At 57.3% G+C, this 24,107-nt stretch carries 25 protein-coding genes and 1 pseudogene; 5 read left to right on the forward strand and 21 right to left on the reverse strand.

The window, feature by feature from the left end:
• Positions 1-42: 42 nt before the first annotated feature.
• The 13 genes from tilS to GKR98_06620 all read right to left on the reverse strand — a co-directional run bounded on the left by tilS (position 43) and on the right by GKR98_06620 (position 10,992).
• On the reverse strand, positions 43-1,326 hold the full coding sequence (gene tilS / locus GKR98_06560) for a tRNA lysidine(34) synthetase TilS (GenBank protein QMU57889.1): 1,284 nt from the start codon (positions 1,324-1,326) through the stop codon (positions 43-45).
• Between the two features lie 97 nt (positions 1,327-1,423).
• Positions 1,424-2,251 carry a tol-pal system protein YbgF gene (gene ybgF, locus GKR98_06565; GenBank protein ID QMU57890.1) on the reverse strand — a complete coding sequence of 276 codons (828 nt, stop codon included), beginning with the start codon at positions 2,249-2,251 and terminating at the stop codon, positions 1,424-1,426.
• 15 nt (positions 2,252-2,266) lie between these two features.
• Positions 2,267-2,779, reverse strand: coding sequence for a peptidoglycan-associated lipoprotein Pal (pal, locus tag GKR98_06570; protein ID QMU57891.1), 513 nt, complete (start codon positions 2,777-2,779; stop codon positions 2,267-2,269).
• 87 nt (positions 2,780-2,866) lie between these two features.
• A complete protein-coding gene (gene tolB, locus GKR98_06575) occupies positions 2,867-4,195 on the reverse strand; it encodes a Tol-Pal system protein TolB (protein ID QMU57892.1) in 1,329 nt (442 codons plus the stop codon).
• Positions 4,192-5,244 carry an energy transducer TonB gene (locus GKR98_06580; GenBank protein ID QMU57893.1) on the reverse strand — a complete coding sequence of 351 codons (1,053 nt, stop codon included), beginning with the start codon at positions 5,242-5,244 and terminating at the stop codon, positions 4,192-4,194. Before GKR98_06580 ends, tolB begins: the two co-directional genes overlap by 4 nt.
• Positions 5,245-5,281: 37 nt before the next feature.
• A complete protein-coding gene (gene tolR, locus GKR98_06585) occupies positions 5,282-5,755 on the reverse strand; it encodes a protein TolR (protein ID QMU57894.1) in 474 nt (157 codons plus the stop codon).
• A gap of 3 nt (positions 5,756-5,758) precedes the next feature.
• The gene (gene tolQ, locus GKR98_06590; GenBank protein ID QMU57895.1) at positions 5,759-6,457 is read right to left on the reverse strand and encodes a protein TolQ; all 699 of its coding nucleotides are present in this window, start codon (positions 6,455-6,457) and stop codon (positions 5,759-5,761) included.
• A gap of 123 nt (positions 6,458-6,580) precedes the next feature.
• Positions 6,581-6,967 carry a tol-pal system-associated acyl-CoA thioesterase gene (gene ybgC, locus GKR98_06595; protein QMU59995.1) on the reverse strand — a complete coding sequence of 129 codons (387 nt, stop codon included), beginning with the start codon at positions 6,965-6,967 and terminating at the stop codon, positions 6,581-6,583.
• A 2-nt stretch (positions 6,968-6,969) separates the two neighbouring features.
• Positions 6,970-7,593 (reverse strand): hypothetical protein, encoded by a 624-nt coding sequence (locus tag GKR98_06600; GenBank protein QMU57896.1) that lies wholly within the window; start codon positions 7,591-7,593, stop codon positions 6,970-6,972.
• A 116-nt stretch (positions 7,594-7,709) separates the two neighbouring features.
• Complete coding sequence (ruvB, locus tag GKR98_06605; protein QMU57897.1) at positions 7,710-8,732, reverse strand: Holliday junction branch migration DNA helicase RuvB; 1,023 nt, start codon at positions 8,730-8,732, stop codon at positions 7,710-7,712.
• A 126-nt stretch (positions 8,733-8,858) separates the two neighbouring features.
• Positions 8,859-9,518 carry a Holliday junction branch migration protein RuvA gene (gene ruvA, locus GKR98_06610; protein ID QMU57898.1) on the reverse strand — a complete coding sequence of 220 codons (660 nt, stop codon included), beginning with the start codon at positions 9,516-9,518 and terminating at the stop codon, positions 8,859-8,861.
• Positions 9,515-10,009, reverse strand: coding sequence for a crossover junction endodeoxyribonuclease RuvC (ruvC, locus tag GKR98_06615; GenBank protein ID QMU59996.1), 495 nt, complete (start codon positions 10,007-10,009; stop codon positions 9,515-9,517). The genes ruvA and ruvC overlap by 4 nt, the downstream gene beginning before the upstream one ends.
• Positions 10,010-10,128: 119 nt before the next feature.
• Complete coding sequence (locus tag GKR98_06620; protein QMU57899.1) at positions 10,129-10,992, reverse strand: hypothetical protein; 864 nt, start codon at positions 10,990-10,992, stop codon at positions 10,129-10,131.
• Between the two features lie 407 nt (positions 10,993-11,399).
• Here GKR98_06620 and GKR98_06625 point away from each other — a divergent pair, with 407 nt between their 5' ends.
• Positions 11,400-11,612 (forward strand): DUF1127 domain-containing protein, encoded by a 213-nt coding sequence (locus GKR98_06625; GenBank protein QMU57900.1) that lies wholly within the window; start codon positions 11,400-11,402, stop codon positions 11,610-11,612.
• A gap of 104 nt (positions 11,613-11,716) precedes the next feature.
• On the opposite strand, the gene GKR98_06630 is transcribed toward GKR98_06625, so the two are convergent.
• The 6 genes from GKR98_06630 to GKR98_06655 form a co-directional block, all read right to left on the reverse strand.
• Positions 11,717-12,064, reverse strand: coding sequence for a hypothetical protein (locus GKR98_06630; protein QMU57901.1), 348 nt, complete (start codon positions 12,062-12,064; stop codon positions 11,717-11,719).
• A gap of 106 nt (positions 12,065-12,170) precedes the next feature.
• Positions 12,171-13,043 carry a methyltransferase gene (locus tag GKR98_06635; protein ID QMU57902.1) on the reverse strand — a complete coding sequence of 291 codons (873 nt, stop codon included), beginning with the start codon at positions 13,041-13,043 and terminating at the stop codon, positions 12,171-12,173.
• A 211-nt stretch (positions 13,044-13,254) separates the two neighbouring features.
• Positions 13,255-13,908: a peptide-methionine (S)-S-oxide reductase MsrA gene (gene msrA, locus GKR98_06640; protein QMU57903.1), complete on the reverse strand. Its 654-nt coding sequence runs from the start codon at positions 13,906-13,908 to the stop codon at positions 13,255-13,257.
• A gap of 54 nt (positions 13,909-13,962) precedes the next feature.
• Positions 13,963-15,192, reverse strand: a complete 1,230-nt coding sequence (locus GKR98_06645) for an MFS transporter (GenBank protein QMU57904.1) — start codon at positions 15,190-15,192, stop codon at positions 13,963-13,965.
• Between the two features lie 126 nt (positions 15,193-15,318).
• The gene (locus GKR98_06650; GenBank protein QMU57905.1) at positions 15,319-15,534 is read right to left on the reverse strand and encodes a hypothetical protein; all 216 of its coding nucleotides are present in this window, start codon (positions 15,532-15,534) and stop codon (positions 15,319-15,321) included.
• A gap of 284 nt (positions 15,535-15,818) precedes the next feature.
• Positions 15,819-17,981 (reverse strand): primosomal protein N', encoded by a 2,163-nt coding sequence (locus GKR98_06655; protein QMU59997.1) that lies wholly within the window; start codon positions 17,979-17,981, stop codon positions 15,819-15,821.
• A 206-nt stretch (positions 17,982-18,187) separates the two neighbouring features.
• On the opposite strand from GKR98_06655, the gene fsa reads away from it, so the two are divergent.
• From fsa to GKR98_06675, 4 genes and pseudogenes are all read left to right on the forward strand, one after another.
• Entirely contained in the window at positions 18,188-18,841 is a 654-nt protein-coding gene (gene fsa, locus GKR98_06660) for a fructose-6-phosphate aldolase (GenBank protein QMU57906.1), read from the forward strand.
• 238 nt (positions 18,842-19,079) lie between these two features.
• Positions 19,080-20,549 (forward strand): Do family serine endopeptidase, encoded by a 1,470-nt coding sequence (locus tag GKR98_06665; GenBank protein ID QMU57907.1) that lies wholly within the window; start codon positions 19,080-19,082, stop codon positions 20,547-20,549.
• A gap of 123 nt (positions 20,550-20,672) precedes the next feature.
• Positions 20,673-21,566, forward strand: a pseudogene (gene ppk2 / locus GKR98_06670) (polyphosphate kinase 2).
• 65 nt (positions 21,567-21,631) lie between these two features.
• On the forward strand, positions 21,632-22,468 hold the full coding sequence (locus tag GKR98_06675) for an EamA family transporter (GenBank protein ID QMU57908.1): 837 nt from the start codon (positions 21,632-21,634) through the stop codon (positions 22,466-22,468).
• Here GKR98_06675 and GKR98_06680 read toward each other — a convergent pair.
• Both GKR98_06680 and GKR98_06685 read right to left on the reverse strand, forming a co-directional pair.
• Positions 22,465-23,160, reverse strand: coding sequence for a phosphatidylcholine synthase (locus GKR98_06680; protein ID QMU57909.1), 696 nt, complete (start codon positions 23,158-23,160; stop codon positions 22,465-22,467). The two genes, GKR98_06675 and GKR98_06680, sit on opposite strands and share 4 nt — an antisense overlap.
• Positions 23,161-23,211: 51 nt before the next feature.
• Positions 23,212-24,081 carry a tyrosine-type recombinase/integrase gene (locus GKR98_06685; GenBank protein ID QMU59998.1) on the reverse strand — a complete coding sequence of 290 codons (870 nt, stop codon included), beginning with the start codon at positions 24,079-24,081 and terminating at the stop codon, positions 23,212-23,214.
• Between the last annotated feature and the right edge of the window lie 26 nt (positions 24,082-24,107).

Below are 24,107 nucleotides of genomic sequence, written 5' to 3' on the forward strand. Positions count from 1 at the left end.
CCCGCCCGACTGGCACATTAAATAGCCACTAAGGGCAGATCTTCAACGGGATAACAGGAATTTGGCGAAACTACCGCGACCTGTTGCCGATGCTGTCCAACTGTTAGCGAAACCAGCCAGCGGCGCTGCGATCAGTTCCTCCCCCCTCCAGATTGCCGGAGAGGCCAGCAAAGATTGGCGCGCAAGGCCTGTTTCACGCCAATTCGGGCAGTCTTTCAAGGCCTCTCCCAGGGCACGAACCCGCAGATCCGGCTCATGCGGCCCAGCCAAGACCCACCGCCCGTCCCACACGCCATTCGTGGACGATACCACGTCTTTTACCGCATTGAATTCACGGGTGATTCGGATCGTATTGCCTACCCAACCCTTACCTTTTTGGCGCAAAACCACACATCCCCCCAATGTGTGGCGGTCCGCATCAGTCATTTCGGCATTCATATCGACAACCGCACTCATGCGCGGCGGATATAAACTGCCCGAAACCCATTGAAACGCCAAAAGCTGTAGACGCCGCGCCACCTCTCCGGGTACCTGACGCTCCTGCGTCGTGAATCCCTCCGGAAAAACCAGATCGCCTCGGTCTTCGGTCACAAGTTCGTGCTCAGCCACCTCGGAATGCGCATAATGATCCAAAGCCGACTTCGCGACCCCGGCGTTACTCGCCACTCGCGCCAGCGATTTCGCATCGATTCCCAAACTAGAAAGCACCTTCAGCGCGCGACGAACTTCCACTCGCTCAAACCGCACATCCTCATTGCTAGGATCATCACACCAGCGAATGTTTTTGCTGCGCAGATAGTCCCGCAAAACCTCGCGCGGCTGTTCCAACAAGGGCCGGATCCACTCCACCCCATGCCGCTCAAACCGCGATGCCATCCCGGCCAATCCATCCACACCCGACTTGCGCGCAATGCTCATCAACACCGTTTCGGCCTGATCGTCCTCGGTATGCCCCAAGGCCACACAATCCACGCCGGACCCATCAGCCCAGTCCGCAATCAACTGATATCGCGCACGACGCGCTTCTGCCTGCAAGTTGCCGTGCCCATCCCAGCCGCTCCACTCCAAGACACTGTGATCAATCCCGCGCGCCGCACAGAATGTGGCCACATGCGCCACTTCGTCGACCGCTTCAGCCCGCAACCCATGGTTCACGGAAACCGCCGATACCGGAAAGCCAAGCTCCGCCCCCTTGCGTACCATCAGATCCAACAAGGCCATGGAATCGCTGCCGCCGGACACCGCAACGCCTAACCGCTCCGGTCGCCGCACAACAAACGGCAGACCACACCGATCCAAAAGCGCCCCCGGATCTCCCCGACTCACTGGTTCAGCTCATTATTGGCCCATAAATATCCCGGGGGAGCGCGAGGGGGCAGCGCCCCTTCGCCCGCCGCGATGGCGAAGCCAGCGCAATAAAATCTCACGCACATCCCATATTGGCGCGCGCCGCCTGCGCTTCGATGGACGCATCGCTGGCCGGGAACCGCAAGGTCACCTCACCCAGCGTAATGCACGCTTCCGAGGTTTGCCCCAACCCATCCAGCGCCAGACCCAGTTTCAGCAACGCCGTGGGTGATGTCGCCCCGTTCGGCGTGCCCGAATAACTTTCCAGATACGCCCGCGCGGCCGAGGATGTCAGACCAAGGTTTTGCAGCGCCTCACCGCGCAATAAATGCGCCAACCCGGTCAATGGGCCGCCCTGATAGGTCTCGGTAAACCGCTGAAACTGCTCTGCTGCAGTCTCATACTGCCCGCCATCGAACGAGGCCTTTGCACGATCGAAATCCTCGCGTTCGGCGACCGCCAACTCGACCCCCGCCGTTGCCGATCCCGCGCCAGTCGAAGCGGGTGCCGGTTGCGCAACAACCGGCACTGCGCCGCCGCCCAGAGTGGTGGTCTCGCCCAGCTGGCCAATATCGCAACCGCTTTCCAATTCGCAAAGTCGAAACTCCAAATCGCCTATCCGGTTTGTTCCGTCCGCCACAATCCGATCAATGCGGTTGGTCAAGGCCTCGGTTCGCGCCGTCAGCCCGGTCACCTGCGCTTCCAACCCGTCCACACGCTCCAGCGTATTCGTCCCCGCCAGGTTGGTGTTCACACCACCCGTGGTCGAAAGTTCCCGCCGCAACTTTTGGATCTCAACATAGAGCACGGTCAACTCCTGCCGAATATCGGCAAGCGTCTGATCGCGGTCCTGCGCATACACAGGACCGGCAACCAAAAAAGCGGCAAGTAGAAACGCACGCATCAGGTCAACCCTCGTTTAGATACCGGCGCCAACCGTAATCACCGAAACCGACCGACGGTTCTGGCTGTAACAGGTCTCGTCGGAACAAATTTCCAGCGGGCGCTCTTTACCGTAACTGATTGTCTGCATCCGGCCCGGTGCCACCCCGCGCGAAATCAGATAGTTCTGAACCGCACTCGCGCGCCGTGCACCCAGTGCCAGGTTATATTCCCGCGTGCCCTGCTCATCCGCGTGACCTTCGACCAATACGCTGTAGGCACCGTTCTGGCCTAGCCATGCTGCCTGACCATCCAGCACAGACTGCGCTTCAAGGCTTAGTGTCGACTGATCGACCGCAAAAAGAACCCGATCGCCAACCGTTTCATTGAAATATGCAGGCGAGGTCGGATCGCTCGCGCTACCTAACACTCCTCCATCAGCGCCAAATCCACCTGCGCCGCCGCTACCAGCACCGAAACGGTCCGCACTGGTGCAGGCCCCAAGGGCGGTCAAAGCCACGAAGGCCACTGCAATCTTCGAAATACTCATGGTGTCACCTGTATGTTTTGTTGTCTGCTCAAGTTTGTTCTTGTTGTTGGCGGCAAGATACCACCCGTCGAAAGGATTTGAAACGCGTCATGGTAACAAGGGCGACCACGCCGGGTCCGACGCCGCTGTCGGCATCGCCAACCGCTTCAGATTTCGCCCAGATATGTCTACGGAAAACAGTGCTGGTTGCCCGTCAGAACCCGCGCTTTCGCGGGTAAACATCAGCACCCGACCATTCGGGGCCCACGTCGGTCCTTCATCCAGGAATGACGCAGTTAATAGCCGCTCTTGCGAGCCATCCGTGCGCATGACCCCAATATGAAAACGCCCGGCATTCTGCTTGGTAAAGGCGATGAAATCACCACGCGGCGACCAAACTGGCGTGCCGTAACGCCCCTGCCCGAAACTGATCCGCGTTGCTTCGCCCCCGTTGGCCGACATCACATAAAGCTGCTGCGACCCTGAACGATCCGACTCAAACACAATTCGGTTGCCGTCCGGCGAAAATGACGGTGCCGTCTCAATCGAAGGGGCGTTCGTCAGACGCGCCCGTTGCCCACCGCCAATATCCAGACGGTAAATGTCGGTGTTTCCGCCCTCGGCTCGCGAATATACAACTGTCTGCCCATTCGGCGCATAGCGCGGCGCAAAGGTCATTGCCGCGGCGTCCACGTCCAAGGGACGCTTCGAAACCGACCCAACAGCCAATTCATAAATCTGCGGAAAGCCCGATTCATAGCTGGTGAACAGCACCCGGTCGCCCGTGGGCGAGAACCGCGGCGCCAGAACAATCGACGCATTATCCGTCAGATACTGAATATTCGCGCCGTCATAATCCATAATTGCAAGGCGTTTGGCGCGATTGTTCTTCGGCCCTGTCTCTTCAACATAGACCACCCGACTGTCGAAATACCCGGTCTCGCCTGTTATCCGGCTATAAACCTGATCCGCCACTTTATGGGCCACGCGTCGCCAACTGTCGGTGCCACCGGCAAACTGCAAGCCATCGCCCAGCGGCGCACCAGTAAAGATGTCAAACAACCGGAACTTCACCACCAGCTTGTTGTCACTGGTCATCGTCACTGCGCCCACAATCAGCGCCTCAACATTGATCGCCTTCCAGTCGGGATAGGCAACAGCCGCGTCAAACCCGGACACCTGAGAGATATACGCCGACTGCGGCACATCCCGGAACAACCCGGTTCCAGTCAGATCAGCGGCAACCACCGCGGTGATCTGACGCGCAAAATCCGTCGCCGCTGCATTCTCAGCCAGAAACGGCGCGACCGCGATGGGCACCGGCTCGATCACACCTTGGGTAATCTCAATCCGAAGCGGACCCGTCCGGTCCTGCGCGACCGCGAACCCCGGCATAGCCAGCACCGCAACCATAGACAGAATTGCCAAAACCTTCATCGGAACTGCATCCCTTCCGGGTTGAATGTTAACTCGATATCGCGCCAGTGATCGTATTTTTCCACCGGTAACGAAAATCCGCGCACACCACAGCGGATTATTGCCCGTCGTGCCGCCTCAAACGCCTGTCGTGCCCCGCCCGAGCTTCCCCCGGATGATGACACCATCTTAATTGATTCGTTAATTGGCTTGCCCGATTGCTGCATCTCAACCGACACAACCACGGTGGTGCCCAGTGCATCGGTCGACAAACTGCCCACATTCCAGCACTGGCTAACCGCCACCCGCAACGCGTCCTTCTCGCCACCTGTCAGCGGCGGACCACTGGGCGCAGATCGCACCGGCGTCTCGTTCGCTTCCGCTACCGCCGCCGCATCTGCGGTGCTATCCGTTTTGGGCTCTACCGGTGCCTCAGCCTGGCGCACCGGGCGCGCAGGACGCGCACGCGGACGCATCGAACTGGCCGGGGCCAGCTCCTTCACCTCTTCCGCCTCGGTCACGATCCGATCGCTCGCCTCTTCCGGCGCTGCTGGCTCTTCAGGCTCAACTTCTTCAACCGGATCGGCCTCAGGCGCAGGTGCCGTATCCTCAATCCGCTCCGGCGCAACTTCTGCATCCGGTGGTGGCGCAATCGACGGCGTTGGCGCAACCCGTGGCGCGGGTGCCGCCACCTGATCGCGTTCCAACGACGTGCCATCCACATCCGTATCCGGCACCTCAATCACCGGCGCATCATCCACAACCACCGCATCCGGCACCGGCTGCGGCACCTCCAAATCAGCGGCATCCGGCGCATCTGGTTCCTCAATTTCTTCCGGCTCGGGCAGTTCCGGCGCAGCATCCTCACTTGGCGCTTCCGGCGCATTGTCCTCGGGCGGGGCGACCGCTGACGGAGCCTCAGACTCCAACTCCGGCGCAGTGGTCGGCGGCGTCAATGCCGCATACTCCGCTTCCGAAATCACCGAAACCTCTGCCACAGCCACCTCTGCCACCCGATCACGCATGAACAACCCGCCAAACAGCAGCGCCAGTAAAAGGGCAACGTGCATCGCCCCCGAGATATACCAACCCCAGCCCAATGCGACCTCAACCGTCCTGACCGTCCAGGCGAGGACCGCCTGTGTCAGTCACTAAGCCGATGTTCGTAATCCCGGCAGCATTCAGCGCCCCCATCACCTGGACAACCCGCGAATAAGGGATCGACCCGTCAGCCCGCAAGAAAACCTTGTCTGTGGCGCGCTCCGACAGGATCGCAACCAAGCGTGGCACAATCTGCTCGTCCGTCACTTCGGTTGTCTGGATCGCCGTTACCCCATCCGCAGTCAGGGTCACCGTCAACGGTTCTTCCTGCTCGGTCGGCAAGGATTGCGCCGCTGTCTTCGGCAATTCCACCGGCACACCAACCGTCAACAACGGGGCCGCAACCATAAAGATGATCAGCAACACCAACATGACGTCTACAAACGGCGTGACATTGATCTCGGACATCGGCCGCGCCCGTCGACGCCGACGACCCCGCCGTGTGCCACTTGGTTCGGCCTGAACGACCCCGGCACCCATGGCCTAGGACCCGTCCAACTGGCGCGACAGAATGGTCGCAAACTCATCCGCAAAACTCTCGTAACCGCCAATGATCCCGTCAGCATCCGACGACAGCTTGTTATAGAAGATCACCGCCGGGATCGCTGCCAACAGACCCAAACCCGTGGCCAACAACGCCTCCGCAATCCCCGGAGCAACCACCGCCAGGTTCGTACTCTGCTGCTCGGCGATCTCAATAAAGGCATTCATGATCCCGAACACGGTGCCAAACAGCCCGATAAACGGCGCGGTCGACCCAACCGTCGCCAGCACGGTCAAACCGGACTGCAAATCGCCCGCTTCTTTCTGGATGGCCACGTCCATTGACCGGTCAATCCGCGATTGCGCCCCGGCAATCAACGCCCCGTCCTGTTTATGCGACCGCCGCCACTCGCTCATACCGGCCGCAAAAATCCGCTCGGACCGTCCCCCCGGGGACGCCCCGATCTGATCATACAGCTTGTCCAAAGGCTCACCCGACCAAAATGCCTCGTCAAAGACTCGCGCCTCTGCCGACGAGCGCCTATATTGTCCAAGCTTCGTGAAGATAATCGCCCAGGCCCAGAATGAGGCCACAATCAACACGACCATCACCAGTTTCACTGTGATCGTCGCGCGTGCAAAAAGCGCCCACATAGAGAAATCAATCTCCTGCGCCAGCGCAAGGGTTTCCGTTTCCATTCGTCCTGCTCTTTCTGCCGACCCGTATTGTTTTTATTGGGTCCCTCGTTTGCAGCAGATTTACAGGAAACAAAGGGGAAATGCCAACAAGAAGCCGCAGAACGGCGTCTTCGAACGTGACGTTCAGTGCATTTTGCGGCGGATGTCCGCCGGAAGCCGCGCGGGCTGGCCATTTTCCCCCAAGGCCACCAGGGTCACACGCGCTGAAAACAGCCGCGCTCCATCGCGTACAACATCCTGCTGCAAAACCAGCCAAACGCCGGACATCGACACCACCTCGGTTTCGACCACAAGCTCATCGTCAAACATCGCCGGGGCCAGATAGTCCGCCTCCAGATGGCGCACTGCAAACACGATCCCCTCGCTCTCTTTCAGCTCAACCTGATCAATCCCAATGCTGCGCACATACTCCGTCCGCCCGCGCTCGATGAATTTCAGGTAATTGGCGTAGTAAACGATGCCCGCCAGATCGGTGTCCTCATAATAGACCCGCAATTCGAATTTATGCACGCTCACGAGGCTACTCCCATCCGCGCCGCCAACCGCAAGGCGTGACTCGCATCTTTCGCGGCAGCAGGCATAACCGGATCATAAGCCGCCTGAATAATGGCTGAAACATCGGGGCGCAGAATGACGTTGTCCTCAGCCCGACCCAAAGGCCCGCCCCCCTGAAACGCTGAATTTGACCACGTCAGCATGGCCTGCGCCGCCTGCGCCAACGCCAGATCCTCCGCCGGCACGTCCGCCAGGGCCTCATCCATCCGCACAAAGGAAAACACTGCTTGAATCGCGCCCGCGTCATCGAACCGGAACAACCGATACTGGTTCGTTCCCTCGGCTTTCAAGCGTTCCACCCGCGAGACCAACTCCGGCACCAGCTGATCCATGTTTGGAACCTCGGTCAATTCGTCCCAATCCCGAAAGAAGAACAACAGAAAATTCGCGCCCAACTCCGGGTCATGATCCGCCATCTTGTGGTCAGCCAGGACAACAACCGCCTCAATCGCCCCCTTCACGACTTCCAAGGTCGCATCGTCCACACCAAAGACAATAGGCACAATTGGCCGCCCCCACCGCGCAAATCGGTAGGCTCCGCCTGAACCTTTAAAGAATTGAGCAACTGTGTCTTGTTCCATAAAACCTGAGCTACCGCCGAAGCGAAAAAACCACCAGCCCCTTCTTCTGATTGGAAATACTCCGGGGTCTGGGGCAGCGCCCCAACGGATCGGCGCCGTCAGGCGTCGATCAAGGCTTAAATCAACTTGCCCTGATTCGAACTCTTTGGCGCCGCCATCCCCAAATGCGCCCAGGCCTTGGCCGCCAACATCCGTCCCCGTGGCGTCCTCTGGATCAACCCCTGCTGCAAAAGGTAGGGCTCGATAACTTCCTCAATCGCGTCCCGACTTTCCGACAAAGCCGCCGACAAGGTCTCAACACCAACTGGCCCGCCCTGATAGTTTTCAGCGATCAACGTCAAATACCGCCGATCCGCGCCATCAAGTCCCAATCCATCCACACCAAGCCGCGTCAAAGCCCCGTCCGCCAAACTTTGAGTCAACCGCCCGTCGCCCTCGACCAACGCAAAATCCACCACGCGCCGTAACAAGCGCCCCGCGATCCGAGGTGTGCCGCGCGCCCGTCGCGCAATCTCGCGAATGCCACCTTCTTCTGCGGGCACACTCATCAATCTGGCCCCCCGGCTGACGATCTGAAACAACTCATCTTCGGTGTAAAAATTCAACCGCGTCGGTATTCCGAACCGGTCGCGCAATGGCGTCGTCAACAACCCCAACCGGGTCGTTGCCCCGACAAGTGTAAACGGCTGCAACTCAATCCGAACCGTCCGCGCCGCAGGCCCCTCACCAATCACAAGATCAAGCTCGAAATCCTCTAGTGCCGGATACAGCACTTCTTCCACCACCGGGTTCAGCCGATGAATTTCGTCGATGAACAGCACATCCCGCGCTTCCAGATTGGTCAGGATTGCCGCCAAATCCCCCGCCTTGGCCAACACCGGCCCCGAGGTCATGCGGAAATTCACCCCCAACTCGCGCGCGACGATCTGCGCCAGCGTGGTTTTGCCCAAACCCGGAGGCCCGTGGAATAACGTATGATCCATCGCCTCGCCGCGACGCCGCGCGCTTTCGATGAACACCCGCAAGTTTGCGCGCGCATCCGCCTGCCCGACGAAATCGTCCAGCATCTGTGGCCGCATCGCGCGGTCCACATCTTCGGGGCGCGACTCGGGGCGCAAGGTGGGATCAGGTTCAGTCATTGCGCCCAGCCTTTATTTGCGCCGCACTTATGTGCGTCGCGGTGCCGGGGGCGCTGCCCCCCTTGGCCCATGGCCAATTCCCCCCGGAGTATTTCTGAACAGAAGAAGTTTCTGGCCTGCACACATTTATTCCTTCGGTGCCAGACGTTTCAACGCTTCGCGGATCAATGTTGCCACGTCTGCTCCATCATTGGCCCCAGCCGCTTCCGCAACCGCGCTTGCCGCTTCACCCGGCCCATAACCGAGATTGCCCAGCGCCGACAAAGCCTCGGCCTGCGCCGAGGTATTTGGGGTGGCAATCGGGGCAACAGGCGCAATCGTCTCGATAACCTCGTCTTCGCCCACTATATTCGCTGCCGCAGGCCCACCGCCCATGGCCATCATCGCAGGCGCCTTGCCCTTCAGCTCGTTCACGACCCGCTGCGCAATCTTCGGCCCCACACCGGGGGCCGCCTTAACCGACGCCCAGTCGCCAAGCGCAATCGCTCGCGCCACACCGTCCGGCCCAAGCGTGCCCAACACAGCCATCGAAGCCTTGGCCCCGATCCCCTGAACGCCCATTAGCAGCCGATGCCATTCCTTTTCAGCCAGCGACGTGAACCCAAACAGCTGCAGCAAATCCTCCCGCACCAGCAGGTCTGTATACAGCGCAACCGCCTCACCGACTCCCGGCAAAGCCGCCAACGTCCGCTCGTTCACGTAAACCACATACCCGATCCCGCGCACGTCGATCATCACATGATCCGTGCCGCGATAATCGATCCGCCCTGCAATCTTGCCAATCATGCGATGGCCTTCGCGACCCGTGCCGCACTTTGCGCCAGATGGGCGTGGCAGATCGCTATCGCCAGCGCATCCGCCGCATCCGGCCCGGCAATCTCGACGCCCGATAACTGCATCTTCACCATATGCTCGACCTGCCGCTTATCGGCATGGCCAACCCCCACCACAGCTTTCTTCACCGCATTCGACGCATATTCACCCACCGTGATCCCGGCCCGCGCCGGCACCAACATCGCAATCCCGCGCGCCTGACCCAGCTTCAGCGTCCCGGCCCCATCCTTGTTCACAAACGTCTGCTCCACCGCCGCCTCGTCCGGGCAAAAACGCTCCCAAACCTCGGACAATTGATCGAACAGAGACACCAACCGCCCGCCCAGATCACCCGTTCCGGTGCGGCAGACGCCATTGCCAATGTGCACAAGTTTCGACCCCGACACGTCGATGACACCCCATCCAAGAGCCCGTAGCCCCGGGTCCAACCCCATCACACGCATCACCTGACCTGCTCTTTTTTGCTTTGAAATCACGAGTAGCACGAAACGCGAACATCTTCCAAGAAGTTTGCGCGGATGGGGCAAATTCTACCGATCGAGTGAAAGGAGTGGCCATTTCGCTAGTCGTTGCGATCCACGCGCTCGTATGTCCTGACCTTTGCTCTACTTTTCGAGAATATTGCCGGAATTTCTATGCGGTTTTCTACGCGCCGAGCGAGACCCGCAACATTCGGTTCGTTGATCGAAACGACGGGCTCGTAACTTGGCTTAGGGATGGGACGCAAAACGAAGATGAACTCGGATTCAAACGTCTCGTTGAAGAAAGTTCTGTAGCGCAAAACACCACGACAAATTAGGGCGTGTTCAATTACATTGGGAAACTGAGATACTAAAGTGATCTGCGCTGCAGAATCTCCGCCGAAGCCTCCGCGGCAGGTGACTTCTTCGCCGCCACCAAGGCCAGGCCAGCGTGCCGGCATCTTTTCTGGAGACTTAGAAACAATTTCCGCTAGACTGCCGTCATTGAGAGTTTCTTGAACATCAGTCTCAACGCTCAATTCAAACCATTTTGCGGGTCCTACGCCGGAATTTTTGACCGTAATTATGATATCCGGCACTGTTTGATCCAAATATAGAACAACTTTGATCACATCGACATAGGCGCGCGTCTGCGCCTCGCCAATGCGTTTGGCTTCTTTGGCCATTTCCTGAGTGGCCCACAGTGTCCTAAGCAGCAAGTATGCTGCAACAATGGTCGCTATCATCATGACCCACTGAGCCGCCGTGTCCTCCATGTACAGAACTCTGGGAATCAGCCACCAGCGATGATCGGCTGGGGAATTGATGCCGCTTTTGTCGCCACCGGCAGCGTCACTGGGCATGCCGTCTGGAACCTGCCCAACGACCACGCCAACAGCGAGGATGCCGATGATCCCTATCGTTAGACCGGTGGCAAGTCCGTTGCGCCAATGATGGTCAGACATTGCAGAAGAAACGCGGCATCAAATCTGCTCACTAAAAAATTCGCAATTCCTAAATTCAATCCCAATCATCATGTCCCCAAGCTGCCCAAAAGTCACCCCTACTGCTCCGAATCCACTTGTGCCGCCTGCCCACACCCAACTACCACCCAAACTTCCGCCCCCCCCCAAAAACCCACCGTTCACAACCCAGCAACACCATCGCCTAAAACCGCCATATCCCCGTCGTTTTCGTGCATTTCTGATCCGAATTTTACCTTTGCTGGCAACAGTTTACGCCCAACTTGGACTCATGCAGAAATTGCATAGGTGACATGCAATTTCAGCGCTTGTCGGAATCACTTTTCAGGTCTACCTGCGCATTAACAGCAACCGGGCAATTGGCCCGACAACTTATAAGGAAGACTGCAATGGCATCTCTTGATTTCAACCACGTTCCAGGCCGTTCGTTCGCGTTTCACCGCGTCCACGCTGCAGTTTCGAACACAATGGCGTCTTTCGCCACTTGGAACGACGCACGCAAAACCCACAACACTCTGTCGCGCCTCAGCGCACACGAGCTGGAAGATATCGGCCTGATCCCGGGCGACGTCGACGCATTGGGCCGCAAGGGCACTTTCTAAGCATTCCTCCCCTCCCTGAGGACATGCAAAACGGCCGCGGTTTCATTATGAACCGCGGCCGTTTTCTTTGTGCCGTGTCGGAAACCGCTAGCCGCGGTGCTCCTTCATCGCACGAGGGAAATAATCTGTTCTGACAGCCAGAGTGTGACCGGATCTGCGGTCATCACCCAGGCGCCAGCCTGCTCTATTGTATTGCCACCTGCCAATGCGTTTACGCGATCTGCATAGCCCTGTGGGCCCAGCTGAGCGTAAAGAAACCCTTTGAAAACAAGAATGACAGCCAACATCAGTGCGACACCACGAATGGTCGAGCCGCTCGTGCGCCGTTTAGGTCGCGCAACCACCAGACCGTCGCCATTTACCTGTGTCACATAGCCCTGACTCAGTTTTGTGTGTCGTCGATTGATCCGACGCATGCGCCGTTCGAATTCCTCAAACTGATAAGCTGACATCTGTCCGTCTCCAATTGACCGGCGCCCAACCGGTTATCGCAAGATTCAACGGGAATATGGCTTCATTAAGGCGCAAACAGCTTCTGTGACGCGCTTTCGCTTAAATTTACGCTGATTTGCGAAGAGTCAGGGTCGTCCAGTCAACAATCTCTTCCGAATGGACGGCATTGAGGCCGAATCGTGCATATTCTGACACCACTTCAGCCGCCTGCTCATTCAGAATTCCGCTAAGAATGGCGTGACCACCAACTGCCAGCGACTCAGCCAAATCCTCGGCCATAGCAAGCAGTGGCCCCTTGAGAATATTTGCAAAAATCAGATCAAATGCACCCGCGCCAGACAGATCCGGATGATCAAAGCCCGTCGCTTCAACGCAGCGCACCCGATCTTCAAGCCCATTTGCCCGTAAATTCGTTTCGGCAACCTCGACAGCCACCGGATCAATATCCGACGCCAAAACCTTTTCCGGCCACACAGATGCTGCCGCCATGGCCAAAACGGCAGTGCCGCAGCCAACATCAACCACAGACCTGGCGTGCACACCTTGATCCAACAGCCGGTTCAGCGCCATCAAACACCCAAGCGTTGTTCCGTGATGCCCCGTGCCAAATGCCATCGCCGCCTCAATAAGCAGGGCGTGGCGATCCCCCGGCACCTTGTCCGCGTCATGCGCGCCATAGACAAAAAACCGCCCTGCCTCTACGGGCTGCAACTCGCGGCGCACATGGGCCACCCAATCGCGATCCGGCACCTCGCTGACGGCAAAACTTGCCGCGCCATGAACCGCCGCAAGCAAAGCCAAGGCAACTTCATCCGGGCTTTCCAAAAAATAGCCCCCCACTTCCCAGCGGTCCTGACCATCTTCAATCTCGAAGACGCCAACGCCAGTGGGGGCAGGCTCCAAAGCCTCCAACGCCTCACCAAGGGTTTCAGCGGCGGCCTTCCCGGCCAAAGTGGTCAATGCGGTCCATGTGCTCATACGCCGCGCCTATGCCATCCCAAGCACAAAGGTCAACGCATCTTCTTCTGATCACTAGTGCATTGCCAATGCAATGCACTGACGACAGGCGACTGCACGCAATCGCCGAAAGGAAAATACTCTGGGGAGGTCGGGCAGAATGCCCGAACGGGGCGAAGCACCCAAACAGTCGCGTCTCGGGGCCGATCAGGCCCCGAGCCCGTTTAACAGTTCACGCCGACACACCCGTGCCAATCGGGCAGGTCACCCCGGTGCCGCCAATCCCGCAATAGCCGCTTGGGTTCTTCGCCAGATACTGCTGGTGATAGTCCTCGGCAAAGTAAAACACCGGCGCATCCACAATCTCGGTCGTCACGGCCCCATAGCCTGCATCGCCCAGCGCCTCGGCAAACATAACTTTCGCCGCCTCAGCCGCCGCCTTCTGCACCTCGCCATAAACATAGATGCCGGACCGATACTGCGTCCCCACATCATTGCCCTGCCGCATCCCTTGGGTCGGGTCATGTCCTTCCCAGAACACCTTCAACAGATCGTCGTAGGAAATCACCGCCGGATCATAAACCACGCGCACAACCTCGTTGTGCCCCGTCTGACCCGTGCACACCTCCTGATAGGTTGCATTCGGCGTAAAACCTCCAGCATAGCCCACCATCGTCAGGTAAACCCCGTCCAGCTTCCAGAACATCCGCTCAACACCCCAGAAACAGCCCATGCCGAACATCGCTACCTCGTGGCCCTCCGGCACATCCATCGACAACGGACGCCCGCTGATGAAATGAGCTTCCGCTGTCGGGATCGCACCCTCGCGCCCCGCTACAGCCTCATCCGCTGCCACCATCTCGGCCTTTTTCTTGAACAAAAACATCGCTTGCCTCCTCTTTGGCGTCGAAGACAATATAGGGTCGCACGCCCGCTTGCGCTACTCCGCGGCCGCTGCAACTGATCGTGAAAACACAGTCTCGTTACCCGGTGCCGGATGCCGCGGGATCATCAAGGCCAAAACCAGCGATCCAAACGCCATGCCCGAGGCCAACACAAACACACCCCCTGGCGACACAATCCACAGATATCCCAACAACGCAGGCAGAAAGACCGCCGCGATATGGTTGATCGTAAAGGCCACCGCCGCCGTCGGCGCAATGTCCTTCGGATCGGCGATCTTCTGGAAATAGGTCTTCAGTGCAAACGCCAGCGAAAAGAACAAGTGGTCCAACACATACAGCGCCGCCGCCAGGACCACGCCCCAGCCGAAAAAGTATATCCCGCCATAGGCCAGAAAGACCGAGATCAGCCCAATATATTCAAATACCAGCGCGTTCCGCTCACCAAAATACCCCACCGCACGGCCCATCAACGGCGCAAAGATCATATTGGCGACAAAGTTGATCAGGAACAGCGCCGTTACTTCATGCACCTCAAATCCAAACCGTTCGACCATCATGAAAGCGGCGAAGACGATGAACACCTGGCGTCGTGCACCAGCCATGAATTGCAACGCATAATACAGCCAATAGCGCCGCCGCAGGATCATCTTCTTCAACTGCGGCTCAGGCGATTCAATCTGGGGGAAGGCGATCATGCAATATATCGCTATTGCGGCGCAGGCCCCGCCCGAAATCATGTAAACCGTGTTGTAGCTCAGGTTAAAGAAATCCCAGGTCGCCACCAGCAAACCATAACTTATCAATGACGCCCCCGAGCCGATCGCCACGATCCATCCCAGAATCTGCGGCGCACGATCCTTGGGCAACCATTGCAATTGCAACGACTGATTGACCGTCTCATAGTAATGAAACCCGATGGACGAAATCATCGTCACAGCCAGCAACCCACCAAAACTTGGGAACCAGGCCGTCACCGCACTGGCCACACCCAACATCAAGAGCGAGATCAGCCCAAGCACCTGTTCCCGCATAAAGATGATGATCGCAATCACACCTACTGCGAAAAACCCTGGGATCTCACGCACCGTGTGCAGCCAACCAATCTCAACACCAGTGAACCCGGCCCTTTCGATAACAAAGTTGTTCAACAGGGCCGACCACGTCGCAAAAGCCAACGGCATCGCCACCGCCATCAAAAACAGCAACGTCGTTGGTCTGCGCCAAAAAGGAAACTCCCGCGCGTCTTCCAGTTGAACGATCCGCATGAAACCGCCTTACGCCTAACGGCGCGGAATGCAAACCGTTCCAACACCTAAACTTGGCATCCAACGACCACTGCAAATCCTTCGTCAACGAACGCCCCAATCAATCCGTCTCCGCATTCTTTCGCTTCAGACCAACAACCCTACCATTCTCGATTTCCGCGTCCGCGCCCTGATTCCCGTAAAAAAAACAAGCAAGACAGGATCGTCTCTGATGTCGCTCGATGGATTGAAGAAAGGCGCAATTTTTGCACTGAGTGATTCAATTGGCAAAATCAGCGATCCGGGCGGTAAATCTTGGAGAATGCGTCCAACAAAGAAATTCTCAAAATATTCATACTGCATAGCAATCAGCTGCTTCTTTCTGGCGAAAATACTCTCCGGGGTCCGGGGGTGAAACCCCCGGCGGATCGACGCGCCGACAGGCGCGGCGACACTTAAGACACTGTTAAGAAACACCCCCGATTTGCGGGGTTAACATACCGCCCGGATCTCCCGCACCGACGCGATACCGACGTAATACAGACAGCTTGAAATTCTCGTTTTCTCAACAAATACGACGTTTTCGGCAAAGGGCAGAAAAACACGCCACAGCCCACCAACGACCGTTGCGTTAACGTTTTGAAAGATCAGTAAAATGACTGCGGATCGATATCGATGGATATCCTTATAGTGTTGGGCATACGCACCTGTGCCACCCAGGCCGCCAGCGCTTCCTGCAAGGGCGCACCTTTTTCGGCCTTGACCAATAATCGCACCCGATGCCGTCCCCTGATCCGCGCGATCGGTGCCGCAGCAGGCCCATAAACCTGCGCCCCGATCCGACGCAATGGCTCTGTCCTGCCGGCCAAAATCTTCCCGATATCAAAGACTTGCTGAACATCCGGCGAGGAAAGAACAATGCCCGCCATGCGCCCGTAAGGCGGCACGCCAGCGGCCTTACGCTCAGCCGCTTCTGCCTTCCAGAACTCTTCCTCATCGCCGCCAAGGATCGCCCCAATCACAGGATGCCCCGGTTGGTATGTCTGCAACAAAGCCGCCCCCGCCTTTTCCGCACGGCCCGCACGACCCGCAACTTGCCGCATCAGCTGAAATGTCCGCTCCGCTGCCCTCAGGTCTGACCCCTGCAACCCTAAGTCCGCATCAATCACACCGACCAATGTAAGCTGTGGAAAATTATGCCCTTTTGCGACAATCTGAGTGCCGATAATAATGTCGACATCGCCCGCCGCGATCTCTTCAATCGCGGCCTTCAAAGCCCGAGCCGACCCAAACAAATCCGACGACAACACCGCAACTTTTGCGTCTGGAAATAACTCTGCCACCTCTTCCGCCAGACGCTCCACACCCGGCCCCACAGGTGCCAAACGCCCTTCAGCTTCACAGGACGGACAAACCTCTGGCACTGGCTTGGACTCACCGCATTGATGGCACACTAATCGCTTCAAAAACCGGTGCTCCACCATCCGCGCATCGCAGTGATCGCAGCCAATCTGATGCCCGCACGCCCGGCAGATAGTAACCGGAGCAAACCCCCGCCGGTTCAGGAACAATAACGACTGTTCGCCGGCATCAATCCGTTTTTTCACCGCATTCACAAGCGTTTGCGACACCCATCGATTTGCGGGCAACATCTCGTCGCGCATATCAATCGCGCGCATTTCCGGCATCACCGCAACGCCAAAGCGCGAGGTCAGCGTTACCCGCGCATACTTCCCGGCTTCCGCATTCGCCCAGCTTTCCAACGACGGCGTGGCCGATGCCAGAACCACCTGCGCCCCCGTGATCGAGGCCCGCAAAACCGCCATGTCCCGCGCGTTGTACAGCACCCCATCTTCCTGTTTGTAAGACGTGTCATGCTCTTCATCGACAACGATCAATCCTAAGTCGCGAAACGGTAAAAACAACGCCGACCGCGCCCCCACGATCAACTGAGCACCCCCCTCGCCAACCATTTTCCAGGCCCGCCGTCGCTCGGTCATCGTTACGCCTGAATGCCACTCCGCAGGCCGCGCTCCAAACCGGGCTTCAACTCGGGTCAAGAACTCTGCTGTCAGCGCAATTTCCGGCAGCAAAACAAGCGCCTGCCGCCCCTCAGCCAGACAGGCCCCGACCGCCTCAAGATAGATCTCAGTCTTCCCCGACCCGGTCACACCTTTCAGCAAGGTGGTTCCATACTTCCGCGCCGCCACACCGGCGGTCAACTTCTCAGCTGCCGCCGCCTGTTCCTCGGTCAGATCATAAGGGCTCACTCCCGGGTCCAATCTCGGATAAGGCAAATCCCTCGGGCTGGCCTCGTCAGCAACCGCACCCTGTTTCACCAAACCTTTGACGACGCTTGAAGAAACACCAGCCGTCTCGGCCAACTCTTTCAACGTAAACGCCAATCCGCCGTAGGTATCCAAGGCCTCGATCACGCGCCGCCGAGCGTCGGTCCAACGGTCCGGTTCCCCGGTGCCGCGCCGATAGATGGTCCGCATAGAAGGCGGATCACCCAACCCCGGTGACCGTGTCCCAAGTCGCAGCATCGACGACAAAGGCGTCAGCGTATAAAGACCTGCCCGCGTCAGAAACTCCCGCATGTCCTCGCGCATGGGCGCGGCATCCAACGCCCGAATAACCGAACGGACTTTGGACAGATCATATCCACCCTCGCCAGGCCCCCAGACAACCCCGATCACTTTACGCGGTCCTAACGGCACTTCGACTAATGCACCGGTCAGACATCCGCCCTCGGGCGCCTTATAGTCCAACGCCCGATCAATCGGCTGCGTTGTCAGCACCGATATCAGATCACCTTCGTTGAAATGCTCGATCACGCCATCACCACCGGACAGAGTAAAACCACCGCAAAAACAGCCATTCCCCTATCCCAAAGCAGCGATTTCATCCCGAACCAACCCTTTCGCAATCCTCAGACACCGAAGGGGGGTTCAGCCCCGGCGCTGCTTGCGCTATCAGTGCCACGAAATCGAACCCATGCGCCAGAGGGACACTCATGAAATTCTTCGTAGATACTGCCGACACCGACGCCATTCGTGAACTGAACGATCTTGGCATGGTCGATGGCGTGACCACAAACCCATCACTGATCTTCAAGTCAGGCCGTGATATCAAAGAGGTCACCAAAGAGATCTGCGATATGATCGACGGCCCCGTCAGTGCCGAGACCGTCGCCCTGGACGCCGAAACCATGATCGCCGAAGGCCGCGAGCTGGCCAAGACCGCCGACAACATCGCCGTCAAGGTTCCCCTGACATGGGACGGCCTGAAAGCCTGTAAGGTTCTCTCCGGAGAAGGTCGGATGGTGAATGTCACCCTGTGTTTTTCCGCGAATCAGGCACTTTTGGCTGCAAAAGCTGGCGCAACATTCATTTCGCCTTTCATCGGCCGACTTGATGACCTCAACCTCGATGGGATGGAGTTGATCGCCGATATCCGCGAAATCTATGACAACTACGGCTTCGAAACCGAAATTCTCGCTGCCTCCATTCGCTCGGCCAACCACATGAGCGACGCCGCGAAAATCGGCGCAGATGTGGCGACAGCTCCGCCTGATGTCATTCGCAAAATGGCACTGCATCCGCTAACTGATAAAGGCCTGGAAGGCTTTTTGAAGGATTGGGAAAAGACTGGACAGTCCATCCTTTAACCCAAAGCGCCGCGGCACTCGATTAAATCCAACTTAGCGCCTGTTGCGTATACGGAACGACATGCGGTCGATCTGTGCAACACCCTCGCGGCACGTGCTATGATCGCTCAAGATGAGTTCACGTGCAGGTGATTTTGCGCGACCGCCTGTTGGCTTGTGTTGGAACGCACCTATCTAGCACAAATGAACTGTAAGGCGTCGCCCACCTGACGCCCAATTGAGCAGATGGAGAAAACCCATGGTGACCGCAAAGGTTCGCGCAATACACCAAACAGACATGCCGCTTCGTGCAATATGGCTGTCGCTTCTTGCAATGGCCCTTTTGATTGCACAATCGCTGACAGCCGCTGCCCAGTCGCGGCCATCGACATTCGCCGATCTCGCAGAACAGGTCAGCCCGTCAGTAGTCAACATAACAACTTCGACGTCCGTCGCGGCCAGCACACAGCCTGGTCCAGTCGTTCCCGAAGGTTCTCCGTTTGAAGAGTTCTTCGAAGACTTTATGGACCGCAACGGGCCGAACGGCCGCTCTCCGCGTCGTTCGCAGGCGCTGGGTTCTGGGTTTGTTATCTCGGAAGACGGGTTCATCGTCACCAACAACCACGTCATTGAAGGTGCCGACGAAATTCAGATTGAGTTTTTTGAGGGCTTCGAACTGGAAGCAACCATCATCGGAACTGACCCGAACACCGACCTCGCCCTTCTGAAAGTCGAAAGCGACGAGCCACTGGCATTTGTGCCCTGGGGCGATAGCGAACAGTCCCGCGTTGGCGATTGGGTTATGGCCATGGGTAACCCGCTTGGTCAGGGATTCTCTGTGTCTGCTGGTATCGTCTCGGCCCGTGGTCGCGCTCTGCAAGGCAGCTATGATGACTTTATTCAAACCGACGCTGCCATTAACCGAGGCAACTCTGGCGGACCGCTCTTCAATCTCAACGGAGAGGTTATTGGCGTAAACACCGCGATCCTCAGCCCCAACGGTGGTTCAATCGGAATTGGATTTGCCATGTCATCACGGGTTGCGGAAAACGTGATCAATCAGCTGCAGGAATTTGGTGAAACGCGGCGTGGCTGGTTAGGCGTGCGCATCCAGGACGTAACAGCTGACCTAGCCGAGGGTCTCGGATTGGAAGAGGCGCGCGGTGCTCTTGTCACCGATGTGCCCGAAGGCCCTGCCATGGAGGCAGGTGTGGAATCAGGCGATGTAATCCTCAGTTTTGACGGTGTGGATGTTAACGACACCCGCGGCCTGGTAAGTCAGGTCGGCAACACCGAAGTTGGCAAAGAGGTGCGTGTTCTCGTCTGGCGCGACGGTGGAACACAATCATTGCGCGTCACTCTTGGGCGTCGCGAAGAAGCCGAAACGGCTGTTCCTGCTTCGATCAACCGCGACGAAGCACCATCTACGACTGACTTTCTGGGATTGACTGTATCGACGATGACCGACGAATTGCGCGAGCAACTTGGCCTGGACGCAGACGCCGAAGGTCTGGTGGTCGCCGATGTGGCAGAAGACAGCGAAGCCTTTGAAAAAGGATTACGGTCCGGAGATCTGATTATCGAGGCAGGTCAGGAAAAGGTCGCAGAGATCGGTGACCTAGAAGAACGCCTCGAAGCCGCCCGAGATGCTGGACGCAAATCGTTACTTCTGCTCGTTCGTCGCGATGGTGATCCGCGGTTTGTGGCATTGTCGCTCGATCAAGGCTAGGGCTCGTCCCCTCGGCCCTTGGCCTGTAGGGCGCTCCGTTTGGGGCGTCCTATTTGATTCAGATCACTGCTATCATTAGGCTTTTCCTTCAGAATCGTGTGCGACACGTTGAAGGAGACTTGGATGACCAAAAAGAATGACACCGCGACCGAAACCAAAAAGGATAGCTCACAGAAAAACGCTATCTTGGCATTCGAAGCCGGGGCCTACCCCTATGCCGAGCGCTTAAGTCGCAAAGAATACGAGGCCGAGAAAGCTGCGCTTCAATCAGAGCTTCTGAAAGTTCAACTCTGGCTTCAAGACACCGGGCAGAAGGTCGTCATGCTTTTTGAGGGTCGAGATGCTGCTGGAAAAGGCGGCACAATCAAGCGCTTTACCGAGCATTTGAACCCACGAACCGCACGTGTTGTCGCCCTGAACAAGCCAACCGACAAAGAGCGTGGCCAATGGTTTTACCAGCGTTATATCAACCACTTACCGACTTCCGGCGAAATCGTCCTATTCGACCGATCCTGGTATAATCGCGCCGGCGTAGAGCGTGTAATGGGTTTTTGCCAACCGGGCTAATATCTTGAATTCATGCGCGAAACACCCGAGTTGGAACGGATGCTGACACGCAGCGGCATCAAGCTGATAAAATACTGGTTCTCGGTTACCCAGGGCGAACAACACAGTCGCTTCAAGGCCCGCGAGACTGACCCTCTGAAGCGTTGGAAACTGTCGCCGGTCGACCGCGCAAGTCTGGACAAGTGGGACGAATACACCGAGGCGAAAGAAGCCATGTTCTTTTACACCGACACCGCTGACGCGCCTTGGACCGTTGTGAAATCCGACGACAAAAAACGCGCGCGGCTGAACTGCATGCTTCATTTCCTTTCCTTGTTTGATTACCCGGACAAAGATCTCGCAATCGCCAGAGCCCCGGATTCGAAGATCGTCGGCGAAGCAAGTCACGTCGTTCATGCCTCAGACCACATTCTCGCAAGGGCACGCCATCCGGCCACCCGACGCAGCTAAAACTCCGACCCCTTGCCGATAATCCTCTCGGAGCCTATGCCCTAAGACAAGAGGCGGGTCCCACTATGTCGGCAACGGTTTTCTTCGCGGTGCTTGGTGCCGCCCTGCTGCATGCGTCCTGGAACGCGTTGATCAGGCTCGTGCAGTCAAAGGTTGCGATCATGATGATCCTGACCTTTGTTCAAGGGGTTGCCGGGTTGGTTCTTGCGATGACTCGCGACTGGCCCACTCTGGAAGTCTGGGCATGGCTGGCAGTATCTGGCGTTTTTCATGCTGCCTACAAAGTTTTCCTTACCTACGCCTATGAACAAGGTGACCTTAGTCGCGTCTATCCAATAGCGCGCGGAGCTGCTCCACTTATGGTGCTGCTAGTCAGCGGACTGTTCTTAAACGATATCATACGCTTGCCAGAAGTGGTCGGCATCTTGATCCTGGGATTTGGCATTGGCTTGATGGGGCGGGGAGCTTTCCTTTCGGGCGAAACCCGCAAATTGGTTCCTTTTGCATTGTTCTCGGCAATGGCCACCGCTGGTTACACAATTGTTGACGGTATGGGCGCGCGCGTTGCCGGGGATCCGATCCAGTTTGTTGCCTGGCTATTTGTTGTCGATGCAGTGTTGCTAACACCTGTGATGATCGCGCTGCGAGGGCCGGGAATTGTCAAGGCACCGCCGAGGGCTTGGGCACTAGGAAGCATCGCAGCCACTGCTTCTTTCGGTGCCTACACAATTGCAATTTGGGCGATGACCGTTGCACCGATCGCTCTTGTCGCCGCACTTCGAGAAACCTCAATCTTATTTGCTGTTCTCATCGGCTGGCTGGTTTTCAAAGAACCAATGGATCGTGTGAAGATTGCTGCCGCAGCTCTAATCGTGGCAGGCGTTGCCGCGACGCGCCTTTAAAGTTGTTCTTTATAGAAATATTGTTGCGCGGCTCCGGCCCCGATCAACCATAGCGAGGTCACGATCAGCCCCCAATACGCCCAGCTATCGGGATGAAAATTCGCCCAGGCCGCCCAGCCCGCAAAGAACGTCCACGCCAGGGCCACAGGTAACGTAATAGACCGCCAGCGTTCCGTCCTGACCGGGTGCACAAATTTGATCGGCAGGAACATCGCAACCGCCAGAACCGTCACGATAAGCAGGCTGATCCAAAAATTGGGTTCAACCGCAAACAACACGATCACCACCATATTCCAACACCCCGGAAACCCCGAAAAGCTGTAATCTCTGGTCTTCATTCGCGTGTCAGCCAGATACAAGGCGGAAGCAAACGTAATCACAATGATCGCAAACCATCCCGTCCATCCGGGCAATAGACCCGAAGCAAACAAGGCAAACGCCGGAATGAAAATATACGTCAGATAGTCAATGATCATATCCAACAGGTTGCCATCTATGCGTGGAGCGTTGATTTTGACGTTAGTTTTTCGCGCCAAAGGCCCGTCAACACCATCAACTGCAAAAGCAACGATTAGCCAAAAGAACATCATCGACCAATCGCCATCGACGGCCTCCAACATAGCGAGCATTGCCAAAACGGCACCTGTCGCCGTGAAGAGATGGACCAGATAGGCTTGGGTCTTGATATTCATCCCAACCTCATGCCGGAATTTGCATGTAAGCGCCAGCAGATGTTGAACATCTCACCGCGCCCGAGGATGCGTCGCATCATAAACTTCCATCAAACGCGCAGTATCCACCGCCGTATAGGCCTGAGTAGTTGATAACGAGGCATGCCCCAACAACTCTTGTATTGACCGCAAATCACCACCTGCATTCAACAAGTGGGTGGCAAAGCTGTGCCGCATGGCGTGCGGCGTCGCAGTTGCCGGCAAACCCAGCTGCGCCCGTGCACCAGCCATTGCCTTTTGGACAATCCGCGCGCTTAACGCCCCGCCACGAACACCGCGAAACAACGGCGCATCAGACTCAATTTCAAACGGGCAAACTCCAAAATAGGCGTCCAGGGCTGCTTCCGCTGCGGGAATAACTGGCACAATACGTTCTTTTTGTCCCTTACCAATAATGCGAAGTGCCTTGCCCAACGGCACATCCTTTCCGCGCAAGGCCAGAGCTTCAGAAATCCGCAATCCACAACCGTAAAGAAGAGTCAGCACCGCCGCATCACGCAACGCAACCCAATCTTCCACCGATTGAAATTCAACCGCGTCGATAACAGCCTTCGCAGCATCGATCTCCAGTGGCCTTGGCAGTTTTTTCTGAAACCTGGGCGATCGCGTCATCAAGACCGCAGACGGATCAAATCCCTCGCGTTCCGCCATCCACCCAACAAAGTTTTTGACCGCCGAAAGCGCCCGCGCCAATGATCGCGCCCCAACACCGCGCGCTCTTTCGTGGGCCATCCATGATCGCATATCGCGGGTCGACAAGTTTCCAAGTTTCGCGGCTCCGGCTCTCTCGCCATGGTGACTTTGCACAAAACTTAGGAACCCATGAACGTCAGCCTGATAAGCTGTAATCGTATTGGGTGAACGATCACCAATCGCACCCATCTCGGCCAGCCAGCGGTCTACCGCAT

It is taken from the genome of Boseongicola sp. (assembly GCA_014075275.1).
Lineage (GTDB): Bacteria > Pseudomonadota > Alphaproteobacteria > Rhodobacterales > Rhodobacteraceae.